This is a genomic window from Sphingobium sp. TomTYG73, from assembly GCF_055394245.1.
Map to the genome: position 1 here is coordinate 208,566 of NZ_AP027340.1, position 19,179 is coordinate 227,744.

Annotated in this window: 19 protein-coding genes; 7 read left to right on the top strand and 12 right to left on the bottom strand. The window is 61.8% G+C overall.

What is annotated here, in order from left to right; translation table 11 throughout:
• Position 1: 1 nt before the first annotated feature.
• Entirely contained in the window at positions 2–310 is a 309-nt protein-coding gene (locus tag ACZ5TH_RS13865; RefSeq protein WP_449469547.1) for an alkylphosphonate utilization protein, read from the top strand.
• 73 nt (positions 311–383) lie between these two features.
• Here the strand turns inward: ACZ5TH_RS13865 and ACZ5TH_RS13870 are convergent, their stop codons facing one another.
• Both ACZ5TH_RS13870 and ppsA read right to left on the bottom strand, forming a co-directional pair.
• Positions 384–2,966 (bottom strand): cation-translocating P-type ATPase, encoded by a 2,583-nt coding sequence (locus ACZ5TH_RS13870; protein WP_464795580.1) that lies wholly within the window; start codon positions 2,964–2,966, stop codon positions 384–386.
• Between the two features lie 17 nt (positions 2,967–2,983).
• A complete protein-coding gene (gene ppsA / locus ACZ5TH_RS13875) occupies positions 2,984–5,416 on the bottom strand; it encodes a phosphoenolpyruvate synthase (RefSeq protein ID WP_464795743.1) in 2,433 nt (810 codons plus the stop codon).
• Positions 5,417–5,573: 157 nt separating this feature from the next.
• On the opposite strand from ppsA, the gene ACZ5TH_RS13880 reads away from it, so the two are divergent.
• Genes ACZ5TH_RS13880 through ACZ5TH_RS13895 form a run of 4 tightly spaced genes read left to right on the top strand, consistent with a single transcriptional unit; the run spans position 5,574 to position 10,262 of the window.
• Positions 5,574–7,163 carry an MBL fold metallo-hydrolase gene (locus ACZ5TH_RS13880; protein ID WP_464795581.1) on the top strand — a complete coding sequence of 530 codons (1,590 nt, stop codon included), beginning with the start codon at positions 5,574–5,576 and terminating at the stop codon, positions 7,161–7,163.
• A gap of 14 nt (positions 7,164–7,177) precedes the next feature.
• Positions 7,178–7,849 (top strand): NAD(P)H-dependent oxidoreductase, encoded by a 672-nt coding sequence (locus tag ACZ5TH_RS13885; RefSeq protein WP_464795582.1) that lies wholly within the window; start codon positions 7,178–7,180, stop codon positions 7,847–7,849.
• 44 nt (positions 7,850–7,893) lie between these two features.
• Positions 7,894–9,381 (top strand): thymidine phosphorylase family protein, encoded by a 1,488-nt coding sequence (locus ACZ5TH_RS13890; RefSeq protein WP_464780596.1) that lies wholly within the window; start codon positions 7,894–7,896, stop codon positions 9,379–9,381.
• A complete protein-coding gene (locus ACZ5TH_RS13895; protein WP_464795583.1) occupies positions 9,378–10,262 on the top strand; it encodes a ribose-phosphate diphosphokinase in 885 nt (294 codons plus the stop codon). The genes ACZ5TH_RS13890 and ACZ5TH_RS13895 overlap by 4 nt, the downstream gene beginning before the upstream one ends.
• 1 nt (position 10,263) lies before the next feature.
• Here ACZ5TH_RS13895 and ACZ5TH_RS13900 read toward each other — a convergent pair whose 3' ends face one another.
• Both ACZ5TH_RS13900 and ACZ5TH_RS13905 read right to left on the bottom strand, forming a co-directional pair.
• Entirely contained in the window at positions 10,264–10,692 is a 429-nt protein-coding gene (locus ACZ5TH_RS13900) for a CBS domain-containing protein (protein ID WP_464795584.1), read from the bottom strand.
• A gap of 21 nt (positions 10,693–10,713) precedes the next feature.
• Positions 10,714–11,682 (bottom strand): 1-phosphofructokinase family hexose kinase, encoded by a 969-nt coding sequence (locus ACZ5TH_RS13905; RefSeq protein WP_460988582.1) that lies wholly within the window; start codon positions 11,680–11,682, stop codon positions 10,714–10,716.
• A gap of 116 nt (positions 11,683–11,798) precedes the next feature.
• Between ACZ5TH_RS13905 and ACZ5TH_RS13910 the strand changes: the two genes are divergently transcribed.
• Both ACZ5TH_RS13910 and ACZ5TH_RS13915 read left to right on the top strand, forming a co-directional pair.
• Entirely contained in the window at positions 11,799–12,131 is a 333-nt protein-coding gene (locus ACZ5TH_RS13910) for a hypothetical protein (RefSeq protein ID WP_460988581.1), read from the top strand.
• Between the two features lie 38 nt (positions 12,132–12,169).
• Positions 12,170–12,322, top strand: a complete 153-nt coding sequence (locus ACZ5TH_RS13915) for a hypothetical protein (RefSeq protein WP_464795585.1) — start codon at positions 12,170–12,172, stop codon at positions 12,320–12,322.
• A gap of 20 nt (positions 12,323–12,342) precedes the next feature.
• Here ACZ5TH_RS13915 and ACZ5TH_RS13920 read toward each other — a convergent pair whose 3' ends face one another.
• The 8 genes from ACZ5TH_RS13920 to ACZ5TH_RS13955 form a co-directional block, all read right to left on the bottom strand.
• Entirely contained in the window at positions 12,343–13,020 is a 678-nt protein-coding gene (locus tag ACZ5TH_RS13920; RefSeq protein ID WP_449469560.1) for a phosphoribosyltransferase, read from the bottom strand.
• On the bottom strand, positions 13,017–13,679 hold the full coding sequence (locus ACZ5TH_RS13925; RefSeq protein ID WP_464795586.1) for a dienelactone hydrolase family protein: 663 nt from the start codon (positions 13,677–13,679) through the stop codon (positions 13,017–13,019). The genes ACZ5TH_RS13920 and ACZ5TH_RS13925 overlap by 4 nt, the downstream gene beginning before the upstream one ends.
• Positions 13,676–15,019, bottom strand: a complete 1,344-nt coding sequence (locus tag ACZ5TH_RS13930) for an erythromycin esterase family protein (RefSeq protein ID WP_464795587.1) — start codon at positions 15,017–15,019, stop codon at positions 13,676–13,678. The genes ACZ5TH_RS13925 and ACZ5TH_RS13930 overlap by 4 nt, the downstream gene beginning before the upstream one ends.
• A gap of 32 nt (positions 15,020–15,051) precedes the next feature.
• Positions 15,052–15,474 (bottom strand): CBS domain-containing protein, encoded by a 423-nt coding sequence (locus tag ACZ5TH_RS13935; RefSeq protein WP_449469564.1) that lies wholly within the window; start codon positions 15,472–15,474, stop codon positions 15,052–15,054.
• Positions 15,475–15,609: 135 nt separating this feature from the next.
• Complete coding sequence (locus ACZ5TH_RS13940; protein WP_449469565.1) at positions 15,610–15,885, bottom strand: response regulator transcription factor; 276 nt, start codon at positions 15,883–15,885, stop codon at positions 15,610–15,612.
• A 2-nt stretch (positions 15,886–15,887) separates the two neighbouring features.
• Entirely contained in the window at positions 15,888–16,313 is a 426-nt protein-coding gene (locus ACZ5TH_RS13945) for a response regulator (protein WP_464795588.1), read from the bottom strand.
• A 34-nt stretch (positions 16,314–16,347) separates the two neighbouring features.
• A complete protein-coding gene (locus ACZ5TH_RS13950; RefSeq protein WP_449469568.1) occupies positions 16,348–16,986 on the bottom strand; it encodes a response regulator transcription factor in 639 nt (212 codons plus the stop codon).
• Positions 16,955–18,838, bottom strand: a complete 1,884-nt coding sequence (locus tag ACZ5TH_RS13955; protein WP_464795589.1) for a PAS domain S-box protein — start codon at positions 18,836–18,838, stop codon at positions 16,955–16,957. The genes ACZ5TH_RS13950 and ACZ5TH_RS13955 overlap by 32 nt, the downstream gene beginning before the upstream one ends.
• Positions 18,839–19,179 lie beyond the last annotated feature (341 nt).

Here is a 19,179-nt window from a genome sequence, read left to right on the forward strand (position 1 = left end):
AATGACCGATACGAACGACGAGTATGTATATGACGAAGCTTCGGGCGAGTGGATCTCCGCGGCGGAGGCTGCTGCCAAGGACCAGCTCGCAGACCGGGTTGAAGTGCATGATTCCGCCGGTAACCTTCTGGCGGACGGCGACAGCGTCATCACGATCAAGGATCTGAAGGTGAAGGGCGCCGGGCAGACGCTGCGCAAAGGCACCGTGATCAAGTCGATCAGGCTGACCGGCGACCCACAGGAAATCGATTGCCGTTATGAGGGCATCAAAGGCCTGGTTCTGCGAGCCGAGTTTGTGCGCAAGCACTGATATGCGGGGGGCCAAAACGCTGGCATGGAGATGGACGGATAATATCGCTCCGAACTTGTAGCTGGGCAGTGCGTCAACCCGCGCGCGCGGCGCGACCTGCGCTCCATCCCATGCGGCCCTTGAGCAGTTCGCACAGTAGGAGAACGCAGGCTGGCATCAGGATCAGGAGGGCCAAATCCGTCAGCTTCAACGGAGCAAAGTCCAGAACCTGACGCAGGGGTTGCAGCATGAAAATCAGTGCACAAGCCAGCAGGACGAGCAGCGCGACATAGCGCAGCGAAACATTGTGTCGCCAGACGGCGCTCGTCAGGGATGTACTGAAGGACCGGTTGACCAGCACCAACGCCATGATGGACGTCACCAGCCCGAAGAAGAGGAGCGCTCGTACGCGGCCAGGGTCATAGCCCCAGACGGTCGCGCAGACGTGGAGAGCGAGGAGCAGCGCGAAGGCAATCCCGCCATAAGCGATGCTTGGCAGGACCAGACGTCCGGAAAAGAGGCGTTCTTCCGGATTGCGAGGTGGCCTGCGCATGATACGGTTTTCTTCCCGTTCGGCTTCGAAGACGAGCGCGCAAACCGGATCGATGATCATTTCAAGAAGGGCTATCTGGATTGGCCCCAGCACCAGCGGAAGGTCCAGCAGAAGTGGCGAAACAGCAAGCCCTGCGATCGGCACATGCACGGCGAAGATGAACCCGATGGCCTTGCGGATATTGTCATAGATGCGGCGGCCGAGCCGAATGGCGACGACGATGGCACCAAAATCATCCTCAACCAGGACGATGGCCGCCGCCTCCCGCGCTACGTCCGTGCCGCGCTTGCCCATGGCGATGCCGATATGGGCGGCCTTTAGCGCCGGTGCGTCGTTGACGCCGTCACCGGTCATAGCGACCACTTCACCCGCCGCTTTGAGCGCCGAGACAATGCGCAACTTCTGTTCCGGCATGGTGCGCGCGAAAATGGCCACGTCCTTCACGCGTGCGCAAAGCTCCGCATCGGACATAGCCGCGACGTCGCCGCCGGTCATGAGCGCGCCTGCGCCGATCCCCGCCTGTAGCGCAATAGCCTGCGCGGTGGCGGGGTAGTCGCCGGTTATCATGACTACCCGGATCCCAGCCATGCGGCATTGGGCCACGGCTTCCGGAACCCCCGCCCGCAGCGGATCGGACAAGCCGATCAGCCCGAGAAGACTGAACGCGTGCGCTTCATGCCCTATCCCGACATTTGGCTCCGCTATATTGGCAGAAGCCACGCCCAGAACGCGCATCCCGCGAGCCGCCATGACCTGAACCGCCCGCTCAAGGGCCGAACGAGCCCCTTCGTCCAGTCGACACAGACGCGCGATCGCTTCCGGTGCGCCCTTCGCGGCAACAAGCAATGGTTCCCCGGCGTTCGCGGGCCGCCAGACATTGGACATTGCCAGGAGGTCCGGCTGAAGACCGTTGGTGTGGACCAAGAGCCAGTCTTCGCGAGCAGGAACCCGGACATCCCGAGCAGCGGTGTGGAATGCCACCTCCATCGGATCGACCGGCACGGGAGCGCTCGCCAGGGCAGCCGCGCTGATCAGGTCATGGAATTGCGCTTGCGGTAATCCCTCGCCAAGAACCGCCGCCTCACCTGACGGCAGCCACAATTCAGTGACCGTCATCCGGTTCTGAGTCAGTGTCCCGGTCTTGTCCGTACACAGGACCGTGGCCGCGCCCAGAGCCTCTATCGCGGAGGCCCGTCGGGTGAGCACGCCGACCTGTGCAATACGCCATGCGCCCATGGCCAGGAATATGGTGAGGACCACCGGAAACTCTTCAGGCAACAACGACATTGCCGTCGCGATCCCGGCCAGCAGCGCGGCCATCCAGTCGCCCCTCACCCATCCGTACAGCAGGACCACCAGCAGTGCGACGGCGACACCGCCGACCGCGCACAGGCTGACCATTCGGGTGGTTTCCTTGTGAAGATGTGGCGCTTCTGTCTCCAATGTTTCGAGGAACCGTCCGATCTGGCCAATGCGGCTGTGCGTGCCGGTAGCCGTCACCCGTGCGATGCCCCCGCCGTGCGTCACGATCGCTCCCGAAAAGAGATGAGGGGTATCGTCGCCCCCCGGCTCCGCCTGTTCAGCATCCCCGGCGAGCCCAGGCCGCTTGCGAACCGGCACAGCCTCGCCGGTCAGCAGCGACTCGTCTGCTTCAAGCTCGCGGGCCTCCACCACCAGCGCATCCGCCGCGATCCGGTCCCCCGCTTCCAACACCAGGATGTCGCCATTTACGACCTCACGACCAGGGATGCGCAGGGTTTCCCCGTCACGTACAACCAGGGCGCGCGGTGCCGAGAGGTCTCGCAATGCCTCAAGCGTACGTTCGGTGCGCGCCTCCTGCACGATCGTGATGATGATCGACAAGCCAGCAAAGCCGAGCAGGATCAGCGCCTCAGTGCGGTCGCCGAGCAGAAGATAGACAACGCCCGCCGCCAGCAGCATGGCAAACATCGGCTCCCGCAGCACCTCCATCGCGATGCGCAGGGGCGTCCGTCGGTTTGGCCGGGGCAGTTCGTTGGGGCCATCCTCCGCCAGCCGCTCGCGCGCCTGTGACGTGGAGAGGCCGACAAGACCAAGATGTCCCCCCGAAGACCATTTAAGGCTATCTGGAATCGGGGCCGACACTCAGCAGCGTCCGCACATCATGCAACCGGGGATTTCTGCCTGGCCTCCGCTACGGCAACTATTTTCAGGGTAGCAACGAAGCTGTCAGGGTTGAGGGAGATGCTATCGATGCCCTCCCGCACGAGGAATTCTGCGAATTCGGGATAGTTGCTCGGCGCCTGCCCGCATATTCCCACCTTCACGCCCGCCTTTCGCGCGCGAGCAATGAGGTCGGCGATCATCTGCATTACCGCAGGGTCGCGCTCGTCGAACAGCGGTGCCAGTAGATCGGAATCACGATCGACGCCGAGAACGAGTTGCGTCAGATCATTGGAGCCGATCGAAAAGCCGTCGAAGCGGGCGGCAAACTGTTCAGCGAGGACCACATTCGCAGGGATTTCCGCCATCATGTAGAGCTGAAGCCCCCGCTCGCCGCGCATCAGTCCATGGCGCGACATTTCGGTGATGACCTTGTCCGCTTCGGCCAGCGTCCGGCAGAAGGGGATCATGACAATGACATTTTCAAAGCCGATCGTTTCTCGCACGAAGCGGATGGCGCGGCATTCCAGCGCGAAGCCGTCGCGATAGCGTTCATGATAATAACGCGACGCCCCCCGGAAACCGAGCATGGGGTTTTCTTCATGCGGCTCGAACGCGGCGCCGCCCAGCAGATGGGCATATTCATTGGTTTTGAAGTCGGATAGGCGCACGATCACCGGATGCGGATGGTGCGCGGCCGCGATTTTCCCAATGCCCCGCCCCAATGTCTCGATGAAATAATCGCGCGGATGCGCATAGCTGCGGGTCAGGTTTTCAATCTCGCGGCGCTCGGCGATGTCCGTCACCTGATCGGGGTGGGCAAGCGCCATCGGATGCACACGGATGAGATTGCTGATGATGAATTCCATCCGGGCCAGGCCTACGCCATGAGATGGGAGCCGCCACCAGCGGAAGGCTTTGGCGGGACTGGCGACGTTCAGCATCAACTGCGTCCGCGATGCAGGCAGACTGGCCGTATCCACTTCTTCGCCTGTGAAAGGCAACCGGCCGGGATAGACCTGACCCCGGTCGCCTTCGGCGCAGGAGAGCGTTATTTCCTGGCCCGCCGCGATGCGGCTCGTGGCGTCGCCGGTTCCCACGACCGCAGGGACGCCCAGTTCGCGGCTGACAATGGCCGCATGGCTGGTCGGGCCGCCGTGATCCGTGACGATGCCCGCCGCGCGCCGCATGACGGGCACCCAATCGGGGTCGGTGTTGTCGGTGACGAGGATGGCTCCATCGACAAAACTCGCTATGTCTTCAGTGCTCCGAATGATGCAGGCCGACCCGGCAGCGATCGCGTCGCCGACAGCTGCGCCCGTGGCGAGCGGCGCGGGCGCCTTGGCCGTCAGCCGCCAGGTTTTGAGCGCGGTGGCGGATCGCGCGCCATGCACGGTTTCCGGTCGCGCCTGCACGATGAAGAGCTTGCCGCTCTCTCCATCCTTGGCCCATTCCATGTCCATCGCGCAGCCATAATGCTGCTCGATCAGCACGGCCCAGCGCGCCAATTCCAGTATCTCCTCGTCTTCCAGGACATGATGCTCGCGCTCGTGATGGCTGCAATCGACCAGTTCTGTACGCGCGCTGCCGCCCGTCGCGTAGATCAGCTTCTGCGCCTTGGCACCGATCCGCTTCTCCACGATCGGTTTCAGTCGCCCGTCCGAGAGGAAAGGCTTGAAGACCAGATAGCTGTCGGGATCGACGCGGCCCTGCACCACGGTCTCGCCCAGGCCCCAGGCCGCGCTGATGACGGCGACGCGCGGAAATCCGGTCTCCGTGTCGATCGAGAACATGATGCCCGACCCGGCCAGATCGGATCGCACCATGATCTGGATGCCGATGGAAAGCGCGATCCGCAGATGGTCGAAACCCTTGGCCTCGCGGTAGGCAATCGCCCGGTCGGTGAAGAGCGAGGCGAAACAACGCCGACATGCGTCGAGCAAGGCGCGCTCGCCAACGACGTTGAGAAAACTCTCCTGTTGCCCAGCAAAACTGGCGTCCGGCAGGTCCTCGGCTGTCGCGCTGGATCGCACTGCGACAGCGACTTCGTGCTTGCAGGCATTGCGCGATAAATCGCGATAAGCGGAGATAATGGGTTCGGCGATTTGCGGCGGCAGTTCCGCATCCAGAAACAGGCGGCGGGCTGCCTCACCCGCTTCATGAAGCGGCATCGTCCCGTTCCGATACTGCGCCACGATGGCAGCGAGTCGATCCCCAATGCGGTTATGGTCGATGAGCGCCCAATAGGCCCACGCCGTTGTTGCAAAGCCCGGTGGAACCTGCACGCCTGCCTTGCCGAGTATGGCGACCATCTCGCCAAGAGAGGCGTTCTTGCCACCCACGCGCCCGACATCGGCGCGTCCGAGCGCGTCGAACCAGGCGATCACATCATCCTTGACGGGCGGGGGCGCAGCTAGCGTTTCGGTGGTCATGGGGCGGGAGTTTGCAGAGGCCATGCCATCAGGAACATTGGGAATGATACGGATGACAGGCATGGGGGCCGCCTCATCCGTATAACTACGGACTGCGCCTCTCCTTCTTTGGCCTATTGAGTTATGATCGGGAAAAAGATGAGCGGGAGAGGTTCGCGTGAGTTCAGCGTTGACTCTGACATTCCACGGCGCGGCAGGCACGGTCACGGGCTCTTGCATGGAATTGCGGCTGGGCGACCGAGCCATCCTTGTCGACTGCGGGCTGTTCCAGGGATCGCGCACGCTTGAGACCTTGAACCACGGGGCCTTCAGCTTCGACCCCGCCAAGATCGACGCGGTCGTGCTGACCCATGCCCATATCGATCATTGCGGTCTTCTGCCCAAAATGGCGGCGCAGGGTTATAAGAGGCCAATCTGGTGCACGCCCGCCACCTCCGACCTGCTGGAATATATGCTGGCGGATGCAGGCAGGATTCAGGAAAGCGAGGCGGATCGCCGCAATCGGCGCCGCGATCGCGCGGGCGAGAGCCTGTTTGAGCCCCTCTACACCGAAGAGGATGCGCTGGATGCGTGGCGGCTCAGCCATCCGGTGCCGCTGGGCGACTGGTTCGATCCGGCGCCCGGATTTCGCGCGCGCTTCTGGAATGCCGGGCACATATTGGGCGCGGCGTCGGTGGAAATCGAGGCGGCGGGCGTGCGCCTGCTGATGTCGGGAGACCTGGGGCCGGTCAACAAAGCCTTCCATCCCGACCCGCAAGCGCCGACCGGCGTCGATCATGTGGTATGCGAAGCGACCTATGGCGATCGCGCGCGCGATAAATTCACGATCGAGCAGCGCCGCAATCAACTTGAGGCCGAGATCAAGGATGCCTTGAGCCGCGGCGGCAACCTCGTGATCCCCAGCTTTGCGCTCGAGCGGACGCAGGAAATGCTCCTTGACCTTGCCAAGCTGGCCGATGCCAAGCGGATTCCCAACGTCCCGATCTTCGTCGACTCACCGCTCGCGAGCCGGGCGACCAAGGTGTTCGCGGCTCATGCCTCGGAGTTGGAGGATACGGGCGGCGAAGACATTTTCCGTCATCCCTCGATCCATTATGTCGAGGATGTCGCGGAATCCGTTCGGCTCAACACCATGTCAGGCGCGATCATCATGGCGGCATCGGGCATGTGCGAGGCAGGCCGCATTCGCCATCATCTGAAGCATAATCTCTTCCGGCGGGAATCGACGGTCCTGTTCGTGGGCTTTCAGGCGAAGGGCACGCTTGGCCGGGTCTTGCTCGACGGCGCGCAGCGTGTGCGTATCTCCGGCGAGGATGTTAATGTACGCGCGCGCATTCGGCGGATCGACAGCTATTCCGCCCATGCCGACCGCGACGAACTGCACAGCTGGATCAGCGCGCGCCGACCGATAACCGGCAGCCTTTTCCTCGATCATGGCGAACCCGAAGCGGTGGCAGCGTTGCGGACCCTCGTTCAGGCAGACGATCCCGCCACAAATATCGTCGCGCCGCAGATCGGCGAGGTCTATGCGCTTGAGCCGGGAACGCAGGCGAAGCGCATCCAGACAGGTCGCGTGGACATGGAACAGCTTAGCGGGCCGGATTGGCAGAATGACTATGCCGACTTTATCACCCATCTCAAACAGCATCTTGGCCGCATCAGGAACGAGCGAGCGCGCCGCGAGGCCCTCGCCCAAATGCGGCGCATACTCGATGGATATGAGGAGGCGAGACATCGCCATTCGTGAAGATGGAGGTTCCGATGCCCCGAGTTGCTCCTTCTCCTATCCGGCATGCAGTGGTGCTCGCGCACCCTGATCCCCATAGCTTCAACGCCGCCATCGCCCATGCTTATTGCCAGGCTGTGGAGGCTGCGGGGCAACAGTCTATCCTGCGCGACCTGTACGCCATGAATTTCGACCCGGTGCTGAAGAATGGCGAACGGCCTGATCGCAAGGGCTATCACCTGTCGCCCGACGTAACGGCGGAACTGGACATATTGCGCGGCGCCAATGTGGTCGTTTTCGTCTTTCCTATCTGGTTCGGCATGCCGCCAGCCATGCTTGTCGGTTATATCGATCGCGTTCTGGGCGCGGGAACGACTGTGCGTCAGGTTCAGGACAGGTCGGGTGAAGGACTGCTCGGCAAAGGTCATCTCTGCGCCATCACGACCTCTGGTGCTTCGGAGGACTGGCTTGACGCCCAGGGTCAGACGGAGGCCCTTCGCGCGCTTTCGGGCACCTACCTCTTCCGCGCCTTTGCGATGCAATCATCCGAGGCGCTGCATATTGGGGACGTGGTGGAGAGCGCGGATGCCGCTTTTTTCGAGGGCCAACTCCAGCGGGTCCGCGATCGCGCCGCCAGCATCTGTGCGCGCGTGGCCGAGGAACTCTTTGGAACGCCCCTGCCCCCACGCACGAGCGACGGAAGCTGAAAATTCCCGATGGGCGAACGGCAACGACATGAGGTGGGCAGATCATGCTGACGATTAAGCGTCTGGCAATCGACACTTATCCGGAAAACACCGCCTTTCTTCTGCGCCAAAGCAACGGCTATTCCGCGGAACAATTTCAAGCGCTGCGCAAGATACGGGTCAGCGGGGACAGTGCCGAAATCCTCGCGACGCTGGCGCTCGTGGATGAGCCGACCCTGCTGGAACCGGGAGAGATTGGCCTCGGCGAGCAGGCGTTCAGGCGGCTCGGCCTGCCCGAAGGTTCGCCCGTGGCGATCGCACAGGCAATGCCCCCAGCCAGCCTGGAATTTGTCCGTCGCAAGATCGACGGCGACACCCTGCAGGATGACGAGATATCAGCCATCATCCGGGACATCGCCGCGCATCGCTATTCCCCTATGGAAATCGGCGCGTTCCTGGTCGCCTGCGCCAGCTTCATGAGCACGCAGGAAACGCTGGCAGTCACCTGCGCGATGGCCGATGTCGGCAACCGCTTCGATTGGAAAGCCCCGCTCGTGGTGGACAAGCATTGCATCGGCGGCATTCCGGGCAACCGCACATCGATGATCGTCGTGCCGATCGTAGCGGCCCACGGCCTCATCATGCCCAAAACCTCGTCACGCGCGATCACCTCCCCGTCCGGCACGGCCGACACGATGGAAGTGCTCGCCAATGTCGACATGTGCGAAGCGGACATGCGGGCTATCGTCGCCCGGGAAAAGGCGGTGCTGGCCTGGGGCGGCCGGGTGAACCTGTCGCCAGCGGACGATGTGCTGATCTCTGTCGAGCGGCCTTTGCGGATCGACACGTTCGACCAGATGGTCGCCTCCATCCTGTCCAAGAAGCTGGCGGCGGGTTCCACGCATCTGGTGCTCGACATACCCGTCGGCCCGACCGCCAAGGTCCGCACGCAGGATGATGCAGTCAGGCTGCGCAAACTGTTCGAGCATGTCGCCGACAAGATCGGTCTCGTGATCGATATCGTGACCACGGACGGATCACAGCCTGTCGGGCGCGGAGTCGGCCCGGTGCTTGAGGCACGCGATGTCATGGCCGTGCTGCGCAACGACGGCGATGCTCCGCCGGACCTTCGCGAACATGCCCTGTTTCTGGCCGGACGAGTGCTCGATTTCGATCCCGCGCTGCGAGGTGGCAGGGGCTATGCACGGGCGATGGAACTGCTCGCCTCGGGCGAAGCACTTGCGGCGATGGAACGGCTGATCGAGGCGCAGGGGCGGCAGACGGCCAAACATGCGCCGGGCGAGCATGTTCACGAGATTCAGGCCCCCCATGACGGACGAGTGCAGGCGATTGATTGCCATCGCATAGCGCGCATCGCCCGGCTTGCCGGTGCGCCGATGGACAAGGGCGCGGGCATCGACCTGCTGCACAAGGTGGGCAGCGATGTCCGCAAGGGGCAAGCGCTTTACCGTATCCATGCCCAGTCGCGAACCGGTCTTGGCTTCGCGCGCGATCTGGCGATGGAAGACTCAGGATATGAGGTCGCTCGATGAGCGCGGTCCTCTTCGCCTTCGAAGATGGCATGGCACCGGCCCGCAGGCTGGGGTCACTGTTGAACATCCCGACGATCGCCGTCGAGGTCCACCGATTTCCCGACCGGGAATGCCTGATCCGTGTACCGACGCCCGCTCGAACCGCCATCTTCTATCGCTCATTCGACGATCCCGACCACAAGATCATCGAACTGCTGCTGGCGGCCTCGGCGGCGCGCGATCAGGGCGCGGAACGCGTCATCCTGATCGCGCCTTACCTTGCCTATATGCGGCAGGACAAAGCCTTCCGCGCCGGAGAAGCCGTCAGCCAGAAAGTCATCGGCGGCCTGATAGCCGACCATTTCGACGGACTGGTGACGGTCGATCCTCATCTCCATCGCATAGCCGCCCTGAGCGAGGTTATTCCCGGCATCCCTGCGATCAGCCTATCCGCCGCGCCCCTTCTCGCTACCCTGATCGACGCGCGGGACGATCCCGTCATCATCGGGCCGGACAGTGAATCCCGTCAGTGGACCAAGGCTGTCGCAGCACCGCTGGGCCTCAGCACGCTGGTGGCGGCAAAGCAAAGGCTGGGCGACAGGCAGGTCAGGCTTGCCATCCCCGACATCGATAAGGTTCGCGGCCGCCGCGCTATAGTGGTGGACGACATGATTGCCAGCGGGCGGACGTTGATTGAGGCGGCGCGGCTTCTGCTCGACACAGGCGCGACATCGGTTGAAGCCATCGTGACACATTGCCTGGCGAGTGCCGACGATCTTGCGATCATGAAGGCAGAGGGCATCGCACCTATCTTCAGCAGCGACAGCATCGATGGGCCTACGAACAAGGCCCCTCTCGCGCCCCTGATCGCCGCCGCGCTGCGCGATAACGGGCTGGTCTAGATCATCTTTCTACGAGGAAGCGCAGAATGTCAGCGCGGCTGAGCAGACCGACCAGCTTGCCGTTCGATGTGACTGGCAGACGCTTCACTGCCCGCCCTTCCATGATGGCAATCGCTTCCTCCAGCGATTCACCTCCATCAACGGTGATCGGCTGCCTCGACATGATCTCGGCAACCGTCATGGAGGCCAGCGAGCGTGCCCGCTCCTCCGCCTCGGCGCTAACCAGGGCATCGAGCCGGAAAGGCCCAAGGTCTTGCCGGAAAAAATCTCCCTCCGTGACGATGCCCACCAGACGTTCCTCCTCGTCAAGGACCGGGAGAGCACTGATCCGGTGATCGGACATGCACTTGATGGCAGCTGCCAAGGAACTTGTAGCCGTGGTCGTGGCCGCTCCCAAAGTCATGATGTCGCTGGCCTTCATGGCAGTCATCCTTCTTCCTTATGGCAGGGACTACGCTTGTGCGTCGGCCCGGCATGTTTCCTGTGATGGCGCAATGGACGGCACGAGGGCGAACAAGCGCTCGACATCCTCGCGATGGCAGAGGTCAGTGCCGGGCGTCAGGACCGCCGCTCCACCTGCGGCAATTCCGTAACGGAATGCCTCGACGGGATCACGCTCACAGCCGAGTGCGAAAACCATTGCCGCCAGGAAACTGTCGCCAGCCCCCACCGCGCTCCTGGTTTCCACAGGGACGGCAGGCAATCGCCAGGTCCCTGAGCGACTAGCCAGTATCGCGCCATCGCGACCCATCGTCACGGCGACATATTCCGCCTTGCCGCCATCCACGATCTCCTGCGCGGCGGCGCAGATTTCGCTTTCCTCCATCAACGCTCGGCCAACCAGTTGCCGCAACTCACCGATGCTCGGTTTGACAAGATAGAGGCCTCCGCCGCTGACCGCCTCTTGCAGCGCCTTGCCTGAAGTGTCGAGGATGAGGCGCATGCCGTGGCGTTGCGCCAGCTGACACACTCGACTGTAGAAATCGTCCGGCACGCCGGGAGGCAGCGATCCGCTGGCGACAAGGAAGTCAGCCTGCGGACCATCGAGATGATGCAGGGCGGCTTGCCATTCCTCGGCCGTCAGCTCTGGCCCCTGTGGCACGACACGATATTCCTTACCCGTCTCCCGCTCATAGATGGATGTGCTGATGCGGGTGTCGCCTGCAATGGGTATGCGGAACCGGACCAGCCCATGCTGATCCAGCAGCCCGTCGAGCGTAGGTCCGGTTGCTCCACCGGACAGATAATAAGCGCGCGCCGTGCCGCCCAGCCGCGCAATCACCCGAGCCACGTTGATGCCACCCCCGCCCGGATCATAATGTTCCTGGCGCGCCCGCATCTTGCGGGTGTGAAAGACCCGATCCGCCTCATAGGCGACATCGATGGCCGGATTCATCGTGAGCGTGACGATCCTCTTCATGCCCGTGAGGCTATGCGCCCCTCCCGACGGCTGGAATAAGTATATGTCCCGATGGGCGACGCATCCGGGACGTGGGAAATAGGCTTCTCCATCTTGTCAGTTGAAGGAGCATCGCAATGCGAACACTTCCGCTATTGGCCGCTGTGCTGGTCATCAGCGCGTGTAAACCGGCGAACGAGACGGAAGCGCCCGCGCCCCAGACGAATGGTTCGACGATGAACTATGTCGAGGAGATCGCGGCATTGCCCAAAGAGGCCCGGGATGCGGCGTTTTTCCGTGCCATCCGGGATGCTGGCCTGCCTTGCCAGCAAGTAATCGACAGCGGCCCGATGCCCGGAACCACCGCGCCGTCCGCCGCCTGGAGGGCGCAATGCGAGGATAAGGCTTATCATCTTATCCAGATCCAGCCCGACGGATCGGCCGTGGTCGCCAGCCGGACCAGTCCTTGAGGCCGGATCATGCGCTCCAGGCCCACCGGAGAGTAACCATGACGCAACGGGACAGACCCGCGACACGTCTATGGCTGATATTGGCCATGGTCGCAGCCGCGTTGATCCTTACCTTCCTGGCCGCTCAATTGATCAGCGGAGAATGGCTATGGATCATCCTGAACGGGCTATTGCAGCACGAACTGGGCTGAATTTGTCGTAGAGGTCACAATCACGCTGATTGGGTATTTCGTTGCCGACGCGCATCAGCCAACAGCTTGACCACTTCGGCATCGCTCGTCTGATCGAATACCACATAATGCGCCCCGACTGCATAGAAGGGATGGGGTTCGTAAAGGCAGATGATGTCGTCGCATTCCTCCCGCAGACCTGCGATCACCGCCGCAGGCGCTACCGGCACCGCCAGAATGAGCCGCGCGGGATGCGCCTTGCTCATGCCCTTCAGCGCCGCCTTGATCGTGCCTCCGGTTGCTATGCCGTCATCCACCACGATCACGGTACGGCCTGCTACCGGAATGGGTTCATTATTCCCCAGATAAACGCGCCGACGCCGATCGATTTCAGCCAACTGCTTGCGCATCTCGGTACGGATATACTCCGGCGTGGGTGCCAGCTGCCGCACGATTTCCTCATTGAGGACAAGTTGCGGTTCTGCCCCATCGACCACCGCGCCGATGCCCAGTTCCTCGTAGCCCGGCGCACCGAGCTTGCGCACGAAGAGAAGATCCAAATCCGCATCAAGCGCTCTTGCCACCTCGAAGGCGACTGGCACGCCTCCTCGCGGCAAGGCAAGCACCAACGGATGGCTCGGCGCAAAACGTGCCAGCGCCTTGGCCAAATGGACGCCTGCATCACGACGATCGTGAAACAGCATGGATTGGGGTTTCATCGGGTCTCCCCCTTCAGGTGAGAATTGAACCATCGCCTGGCCAGGCTGATGACCTGATCGAGCGTTCCGGGTTCCTCGAACAAATGGCTCGCTCCGGGCACGATGACCAGTTCCGCGGGCGCCGTCATGAGCGCCTTTGCGTCATGATTTAGGCTCAGCACATCACGGTCCAGACTGCCGACGATCAGGAGCGTCGCGGCACGAACCCGGCCCAGAGCTTCAGCCCCCGCGAGGTCCGGCCTGCCGCCGCGAGACACCACCGCAGCAGCCCTGTCATCCGGCATCGAAGCGGCAATGATCGCGGCCGCTGCGCCTGTGCTCGCGCCGAAATAGCCCAGCGGCAGCGTGGCGAGCGGCGCCATGCCGTCGGCCCAGTCAGCAGCCTCCCTCAACCGGCGCGCAAGCAACTGCACATCGAAGACATTGCGTCGGTCCAGTTCTTCCTGCGGCGTCAGCAGGTCGACCAGCAAAGTCGCGAGCTGGGATCGATGCAGACCAGCGGCGACATATTGGTTGCGCGGGCTGTGCCGCCCGCTGCCGCTGCCATGAGCGAATATCACCAACCCCGTCGCGCCATCCGGCATGTCGAGGAAGGCCCGCAGCCCATGCCTGCCGATTGTCACATCCTGCCGGTTCACCAATATCTGCGTCATGGTCATAATCCGAAAGGCCAGGTTTCCGGCGCGCCTGAAGGGCGTTCCGGACCCAATGGCGTTACCGCCGAGGTCTGTTCGAACCAGACCCAGGCATCGAATTGCTCCGCCAGCACCGCCTCGAAATAATGGCTGAGCCGCTCCGTTTCGGGCCGATAAACGACGCCGATCGCGCGTTCCAAAAGTGCGTGGCCGAGCAAATCCCGCAGCGCTTCCTTGCCCGGTCCCCGCCAGTCAGTCAGGCTGCGAACGACGCCCGTGCGCCGGAACGCATGTTCATAACTGTCCGGGCGCGCGGGACGGACGGATTTGATCTCCATCGCCCCGCCCCAGTCGCTGGCGGCCGCGACAAGTCCGGTGTCCGTCCCAAAGCCGATCGACACGGCATCGTCGCCATAGGCGAGACGGCAAAGCTGGCCGATGTTGAATTCACCCTGCCAACCCATCGCCGTTGCGGCTGCATTGCCGACATGGCTGTTATGCGCCCAGATGACCGCTTTGGTTCCGCTGCCGCGATGCGCCATCAACGCCTGGAGCGTTTCGAACATGTGCCGGTCGCGCAGGTTCCAGCTTTCGGTCGAGCTGCGGTACATGGCGCGATAATAGCGTTCCGCGGCGCGAACTATGCGGGCGTTCTGATAGGCATCGAACCATGCCTCGCCATCCTGTTTGAGCAGGTCCAGCCTCTGGTCGAGAAGCTGGCGAAGCTGCGCCATCACGCCATCTTCACATCCTTTGCCACCGGAAAGAGTGACCGCCCGTCCATAATGCGCGGGTTCATCCTGCCACGGCGTCAGGCATCCATAGCGGCGGCGCGCGTCCTCCGCCTCGGCCGGGTCGGCCTTGTCGAGATAGGCGAGAACGGCATGGATGGATTCGCTGAGGCTGTAGACATCCAGGCCATGGAAGGATGCCTGGCGCGCTTCCGCCAAGCCCTGATTATGTCCCCGCAGCCAATCGGCGAAGGCCTGCACTTCCTGGTTGCGCCACATCCATGTCGGGAAGCGTATGAATACATCCCCCCGCCTGGGACGCGGCGCCTGGTGCCGCACATAATTGTCAATGCGCGCGGCATCGGGCCAGTCCGCTTCTACCGCCACGACCGTGAAGCCGTGCCGTTCTATCAGCCGACGGGTAATCGCGGCGCGCGCACGATAAAATTCAGAACTGCCATGTGTCGCCTCGCCCAGAAGGACGACCCTGGCATTTCCGAACCGATCGAAACAGGCACCGAAATCCTCCACCTTGTCAGGCGAGGGCAATGGCTCAGCATGGTGCCTGAGAGCCTGGACAAGCTCATCGGGCGCTTGAGTGGTCGAGCGGTCAAACATCGTTGCCTGGGTCATCTTCTTCCTCACATCGTCAGGATGTCATTCCCTCAGGCGTGATGGCTGCTCACCGCCGCCATGACTTCAATCGCAAGATCGCGGTGACCACAGTGCGAGACGTCACCCAGCGACAGGATGCCGACCATGTTGGATCGATCATCCACAACCGGCAGACGGCGGACCTGTTGGCTTTCCATCAACCTGATCGCATCCTCGATGCTGTCTTCGGCATGACAGAAGACGACCGGTTTCGACATGATGTCTGCGGCTGTCATCGCTCTCGCCTGTCCGTTCCCGGCAAAGCCGCGCAAGGCGATGTCCCGATCCGTCACGATCCCCAACGGCGTGTCGCCATCGCTCACCGGGATCGCGCCTATATCCTTTTCCCTCATGATCCGGGCCAGTTCGGCGAGGCCGGTGTCCGGCGCCACCCGATCGACTCCGGGATGCATGACTTCCGACACATAGGTCATGATTTTCTCCAATCCATGACGCCATCAAATGGACTCAGGCACCATGATCGCGAAATCGGTGGCAATAGGTATTGGGGAATATACGAAGTGTCAGGCGGGCCGGGCATGGTAGCAGACGGCTGCCTTTGAGAACAGCTATGGGGTCAGGGCGTTGTCGACGCTTGGGCGTGGCAAGCCCTTGAGAAGATAAAGCGCAACAAGCTGGGCAACCGATCGCACTTCCAGCTTGCGCATCAACCTCGCGCGATGGACTTCGACGGTCCTGTGGCTGATGCCCAGCAACTCGCCGGTCTGCCGGTTGGTAAGGCCATTGGCGACCGCCACAAGCACTTCACGCTCGCGCCGCGTCAAAAGGTCCAGGGCGACAGCGGAAGAGCGTCGCTGTGGCTGCTTCTTGGTTATGCCCGTCATGGTCACACCTGCGAACCCACGTCCCGCGTCGTCGCATCGATAACCGCATTGACGAGCGAAGACTCCTTGCAAGGCTTGTCGAGCACTGCATCAAAGCCGTGCGCGATTGCCTTCTGCATCAATTCGGTCGAACCGAACGCGGTCACCATTATGGCCCGCCCCTTCCATCCCGCCGAGCGGAGCGCAGCCAATACCTGAAGGCCGTCATGCCCCGCCATCAGGTAATCGGTCACCAGACAAGCCGGATTATTCGCTTTCACCTCGGCGATCAGCAATTCCGGTATCGCGAAGGAGCGGACGTTAAACCCTCGTCCCTGCAACAGGAGTTGCATCGACCTCCTCGATCCCGCGTCGTCGTCCAATATGACTATGGGGATTGGTAGGTCGGCCATTGTCTTCGCGCCTTGCGCCGCAGGATTCAACAACATGCCCAAGTGGTGGCACGGCGGCGTCGCTACGTCTTTAAGTATTGATCCCAGTCAGGCCCTTCTGTCCCATCCTCGCAGCAAAGGCGATCCGCAGCGCATCTGACAGGCTGTGGACATGCAGTTTTGTCATGAGGTTAGCCCGATGCACCTCCACCGTTCGCGAAGATATGCCAAGATCATAGGCGATCGTCTTGTTGGGAAGGCCCTGAGCAAGTCCTTCCAGCACTTCCCGCTCGCGTGCCGTCAGGGCGCCGATGATTACGTCGGCACTGGCGGCCTGTGCCGCTGCACCTTGGGCAAAGCGGACGCGGCCGAAGGCGCGCCCGATCGCGTCGATCAATACGGTCTTTTCAAACGGCTTTTCCAGAAAATCGACCGCACCCGCCTTCATCGCCTGCACAGCGACCGATACCTCGCCGTGGCCGGTCATGATGATGACAGGCATCGTGATCCCGCGCTCCGCCATGGTCCGCTGTACCTCCAGACCGTCGATCTGGGGCATGCGGACATCCAGCAGGACACAACCCGCCTCCACCGATCGCAAATCCTTCAAAAATGCGGCCCCGGAACGCCACGTCTCGACCGCATAGCCCGAGGTCCTGAGCATGTAGCCGACCGATCGCCGGATGGAATCATCGTCATCAACGATGTGAATGAGCTTCCTGTCGGTCATAGACATCCTCCGCCTGCGCTCGAATGAGGGTGAAATGGAAATCGGTGCCCTTCCCCTTGTGCGTATCCATCCATATCTTGCCGCCATTCACTTCCACGATCGTCCGGCATATGGACAGACCCAGGCCCATCCCTTCCGGTTTGGTGCTGACAAATGCGGTAAACAACTGCTTGGCGACGCCTGGCGCCATGCCGCAACCGGTGTCCGATACGGTGACCTGGATGTCACCTTCCTTTTCGGCACGGCTCGAAATGGTGAGCCTTTTAATCGGGCTATCGGCCATCGCTTCGCACGCATTCCGAATAAGATTGATCAGAACTTGCTGGATCTGAACCTTATCGACCAGCACGGGTGACGCACCGGGATCGAGATCGAAATGCGCCTCAATCCCCATCTCCCTCGATCCCGCGAGTCCTAGCACGGAGGCTTCATTCACAAGGTCAGGGAGGCTTTCGATGGTCTTTTCCACTTCGCCTCGCGAAACAAATTCCCGAAGTCGACGCACGATCTGCCCTGCCCTCAAAGCTTCGCTGGCGGCTTCCCCCAGCGCTTCCCGCATCATGGGCCATTCGCTTTTGTCGGGGCTGGCCATCTGATCGCGGACCGCCTCGACATAATTTGCGACCGCCGCGATCGGTTGATTAAGCTCATGCGCCAGCGTTGAGGCCATGGTGCCCATCGCACTGACCCGCGTGACGTGGATGATTTCGGCCTGCAAGGTCGCCATCTGCTGCTCAATCATACGCCGCTCGGTAAGATCGCGGACGAAGCCGGTGAATATCCGCTCATTTCCCCGCAGCGCTTCCCCGATGTACAATTCCATCGGAAAGAGCGATCCATCGGCCCGCTGGCCAAAGACCACCCGTCCCTTGCCAATGATACGCTTTTCACCGGTTTCCAGATAACGGTGGATATAACTGTCATGACGCTCTCGATCCGGCGACGGCATGAGCATCCTCACATTTTCGCCCAACACCTCAGATTCCTTGAAACCGAAGAGCGCCTCTGCTGCGGCGCTGAACGAAAGCATCTTGCCGCTTTCGTCAATGACCACCATGGCATCGGGGACAGTAGACAAGATGGCGGTTAATTGGCTTTCGTGGGCACGCAACCGGTCTTCGGCGGAACGCTTTTCGGTGATATCGGAAATGATCTTCGCAAAGCCCCGCAGTTCCCCGCCTTCGCCGTAAAGAGCCGTCCAGCTGACGGCAGCAAGGAATTCCGACCCATCCTTGCGAAGACGCCAATCCTCCTCCTCGAATCTCCCTTCTTTGCGTGCACGCTCGATGTCAGCTTGCGGCTTGCCGACGGCAACGGCTTCGCCGGGATAGAAGAGGGCGCTTGGCTGGCCCAGGATTTCTTCCTCGGTCCATCCCTTGAGCCGCTCGGCCCCGCGGTTCCAGATCGTGACCTGCCCCATCGGATCAAGCATGTAGATGGCCAGGCCTTGAGCACCGTCGATCAACAGGTTCAGTTCCATGGCCATCTGTTCGCTGGCCTTCGCCGCCAATTCAGCCCGCTCCAAACGCAGGTTGGCCTTATGAACGAAACGGATCACAAGAATGATGATGGCGGCAGTGGCGCCAAACATGACCACTTCGAATATGTCGCGCACTTGGACTGCGGGCCTGCCCATGAAAAGGAAGTTCGCGGCGATGCCGAGCAATGTGGCAAGGATTGCCGGCCCTTCACCCACCCACAGCGCGACGGCCATGACGGCGACGATAAATGGCATATAGGCCGACCTGTCGCCCAGCCAGGGGTCTAATAACGCCCGCACCGCCGATGCGATTGCAACAGCGAGGACAATCGCCGCAAAGCCAGCCAAGGGCGCGGTTATCCGTTTGAACACTGCCTCACCTGTCGAAGGAATTCACTTCGCTTATACGACGCTATCTCTTCCAGGCTCGCCAAGAAATACGAACTGATAAATGCCGATTTAAAATTATGAAAATCAACATGATTATTTTTCAGTTCTAAGTTTCTGCTCCAATAGGATTCGTACTGACGGCTGTACTTCTCATCGACTCACTACCGTTCACGGCAGATGAGCGTTGCTCGACTTAGGCAAGTTTCCAAAGGAGGCCGGGTCGCGCGCTCCATAATGTGAGTTCGGTGGGGGATCGACACGCACGCGCCAAGCATATTTCTGAGGGTGGATCGCGCGTCGCTGCAGTCGCCTGTCATCCCGGC

Bases quoted from the DNA above. Each gene is read 5' to 3' on its own strand.
- ACZ5TH_RS13865 (WP_449469547.1), top strand. From the start codon at position 2: ATGACCGATACGAACGACGAGTATGTATATGACGAAGCTTCGGGCGAG.
- ppsA (WP_464795743.1), bottom strand. From the start codon at position 5,416: ATGACCACCGAAACGCTAGCTGCGCCCCCGCCCGTCAAGGATGATGTG.
- ACZ5TH_RS13885 (WP_464795582.1), top strand. From the start codon at position 7,178: ATGCCCCGAGTTGCTCCTTCTCCTATCCGGCATGCAGTGGTGCTCGCG.
- ACZ5TH_RS13890 (WP_464780596.1), top strand. From the start codon at position 7,894: ATGCTGACGATTAAGCGTCTGGCAATCGACACTTATCCGGAAAACACC.
- ACZ5TH_RS13895 (WP_464795583.1), top strand. From the start codon at position 9,378: ATGAGCGCGGTCCTCTTCGCCTTCGAAGATGGCATGGCACCGGCCCGC.
- ACZ5TH_RS13900 (WP_464795584.1), bottom strand. From the start codon at position 10,692: ATGACTGCCATGAAGGCCAGCGACATCATGACTTTGGGAGCGGCCACG.
- ACZ5TH_RS13905 (WP_460988582.1), bottom strand. From the start codon at position 11,682: ATGAAGAGGATCGTCACGCTCACGATGAATCCGGCCATCGATGTCGCC.
- ACZ5TH_RS13910 (WP_460988581.1), top strand. From the start codon at position 11,799: ATGCGAACACTTCCGCTATTGGCCGCTGTGCTGGTCATCAGCGCGTGT.
- ACZ5TH_RS13915 (WP_464795585.1), top strand. From the start codon at position 12,170: ATGACGCAACGGGACAGACCCGCGACACGTCTATGGCTGATATTGGCC.
- ACZ5TH_RS13920 (WP_449469560.1), bottom strand. From the start codon at position 13,020: ATGAAACCCCAATCCATGCTGTTTCACGATCGTCGTGATGCAGGCGTC.
- ACZ5TH_RS13925 (WP_464795586.1), bottom strand. From the start codon at position 13,679: ATGACCATGACGCAGATATTGGTGAACCGGCAGGATGTGACAATCGGC.
- ACZ5TH_RS13930 (WP_464795587.1), bottom strand. From the start codon at position 15,019: ATGACCCAGGCAACGATGTTTGACCGCTCGACCACTCAAGCGCCCGAT.
- ACZ5TH_RS13935 (WP_449469564.1), bottom strand. From the start codon at position 15,474: ATGACCTATGTGTCGGAAGTCATGCATCCCGGAGTCGATCGGGTGGCG.
- ACZ5TH_RS13940 (WP_449469565.1), bottom strand. From the start codon at position 15,885: ATGACGGGCATAACCAAGAAGCAGCCACAGCGACGCTCTTCCGCTGTC.
- ACZ5TH_RS13945 (WP_464795588.1), bottom strand. From the start codon at position 16,313: ATGTTGTTGAATCCTGCGGCGCAAGGCGCGAAGACAATGGCCGACCTA.
- ACZ5TH_RS13950 (WP_449469568.1), bottom strand. From the start codon at position 16,986: ATGACCGACAGGAAGCTCATTCACATCGTTGATGACGATGATTCCATC.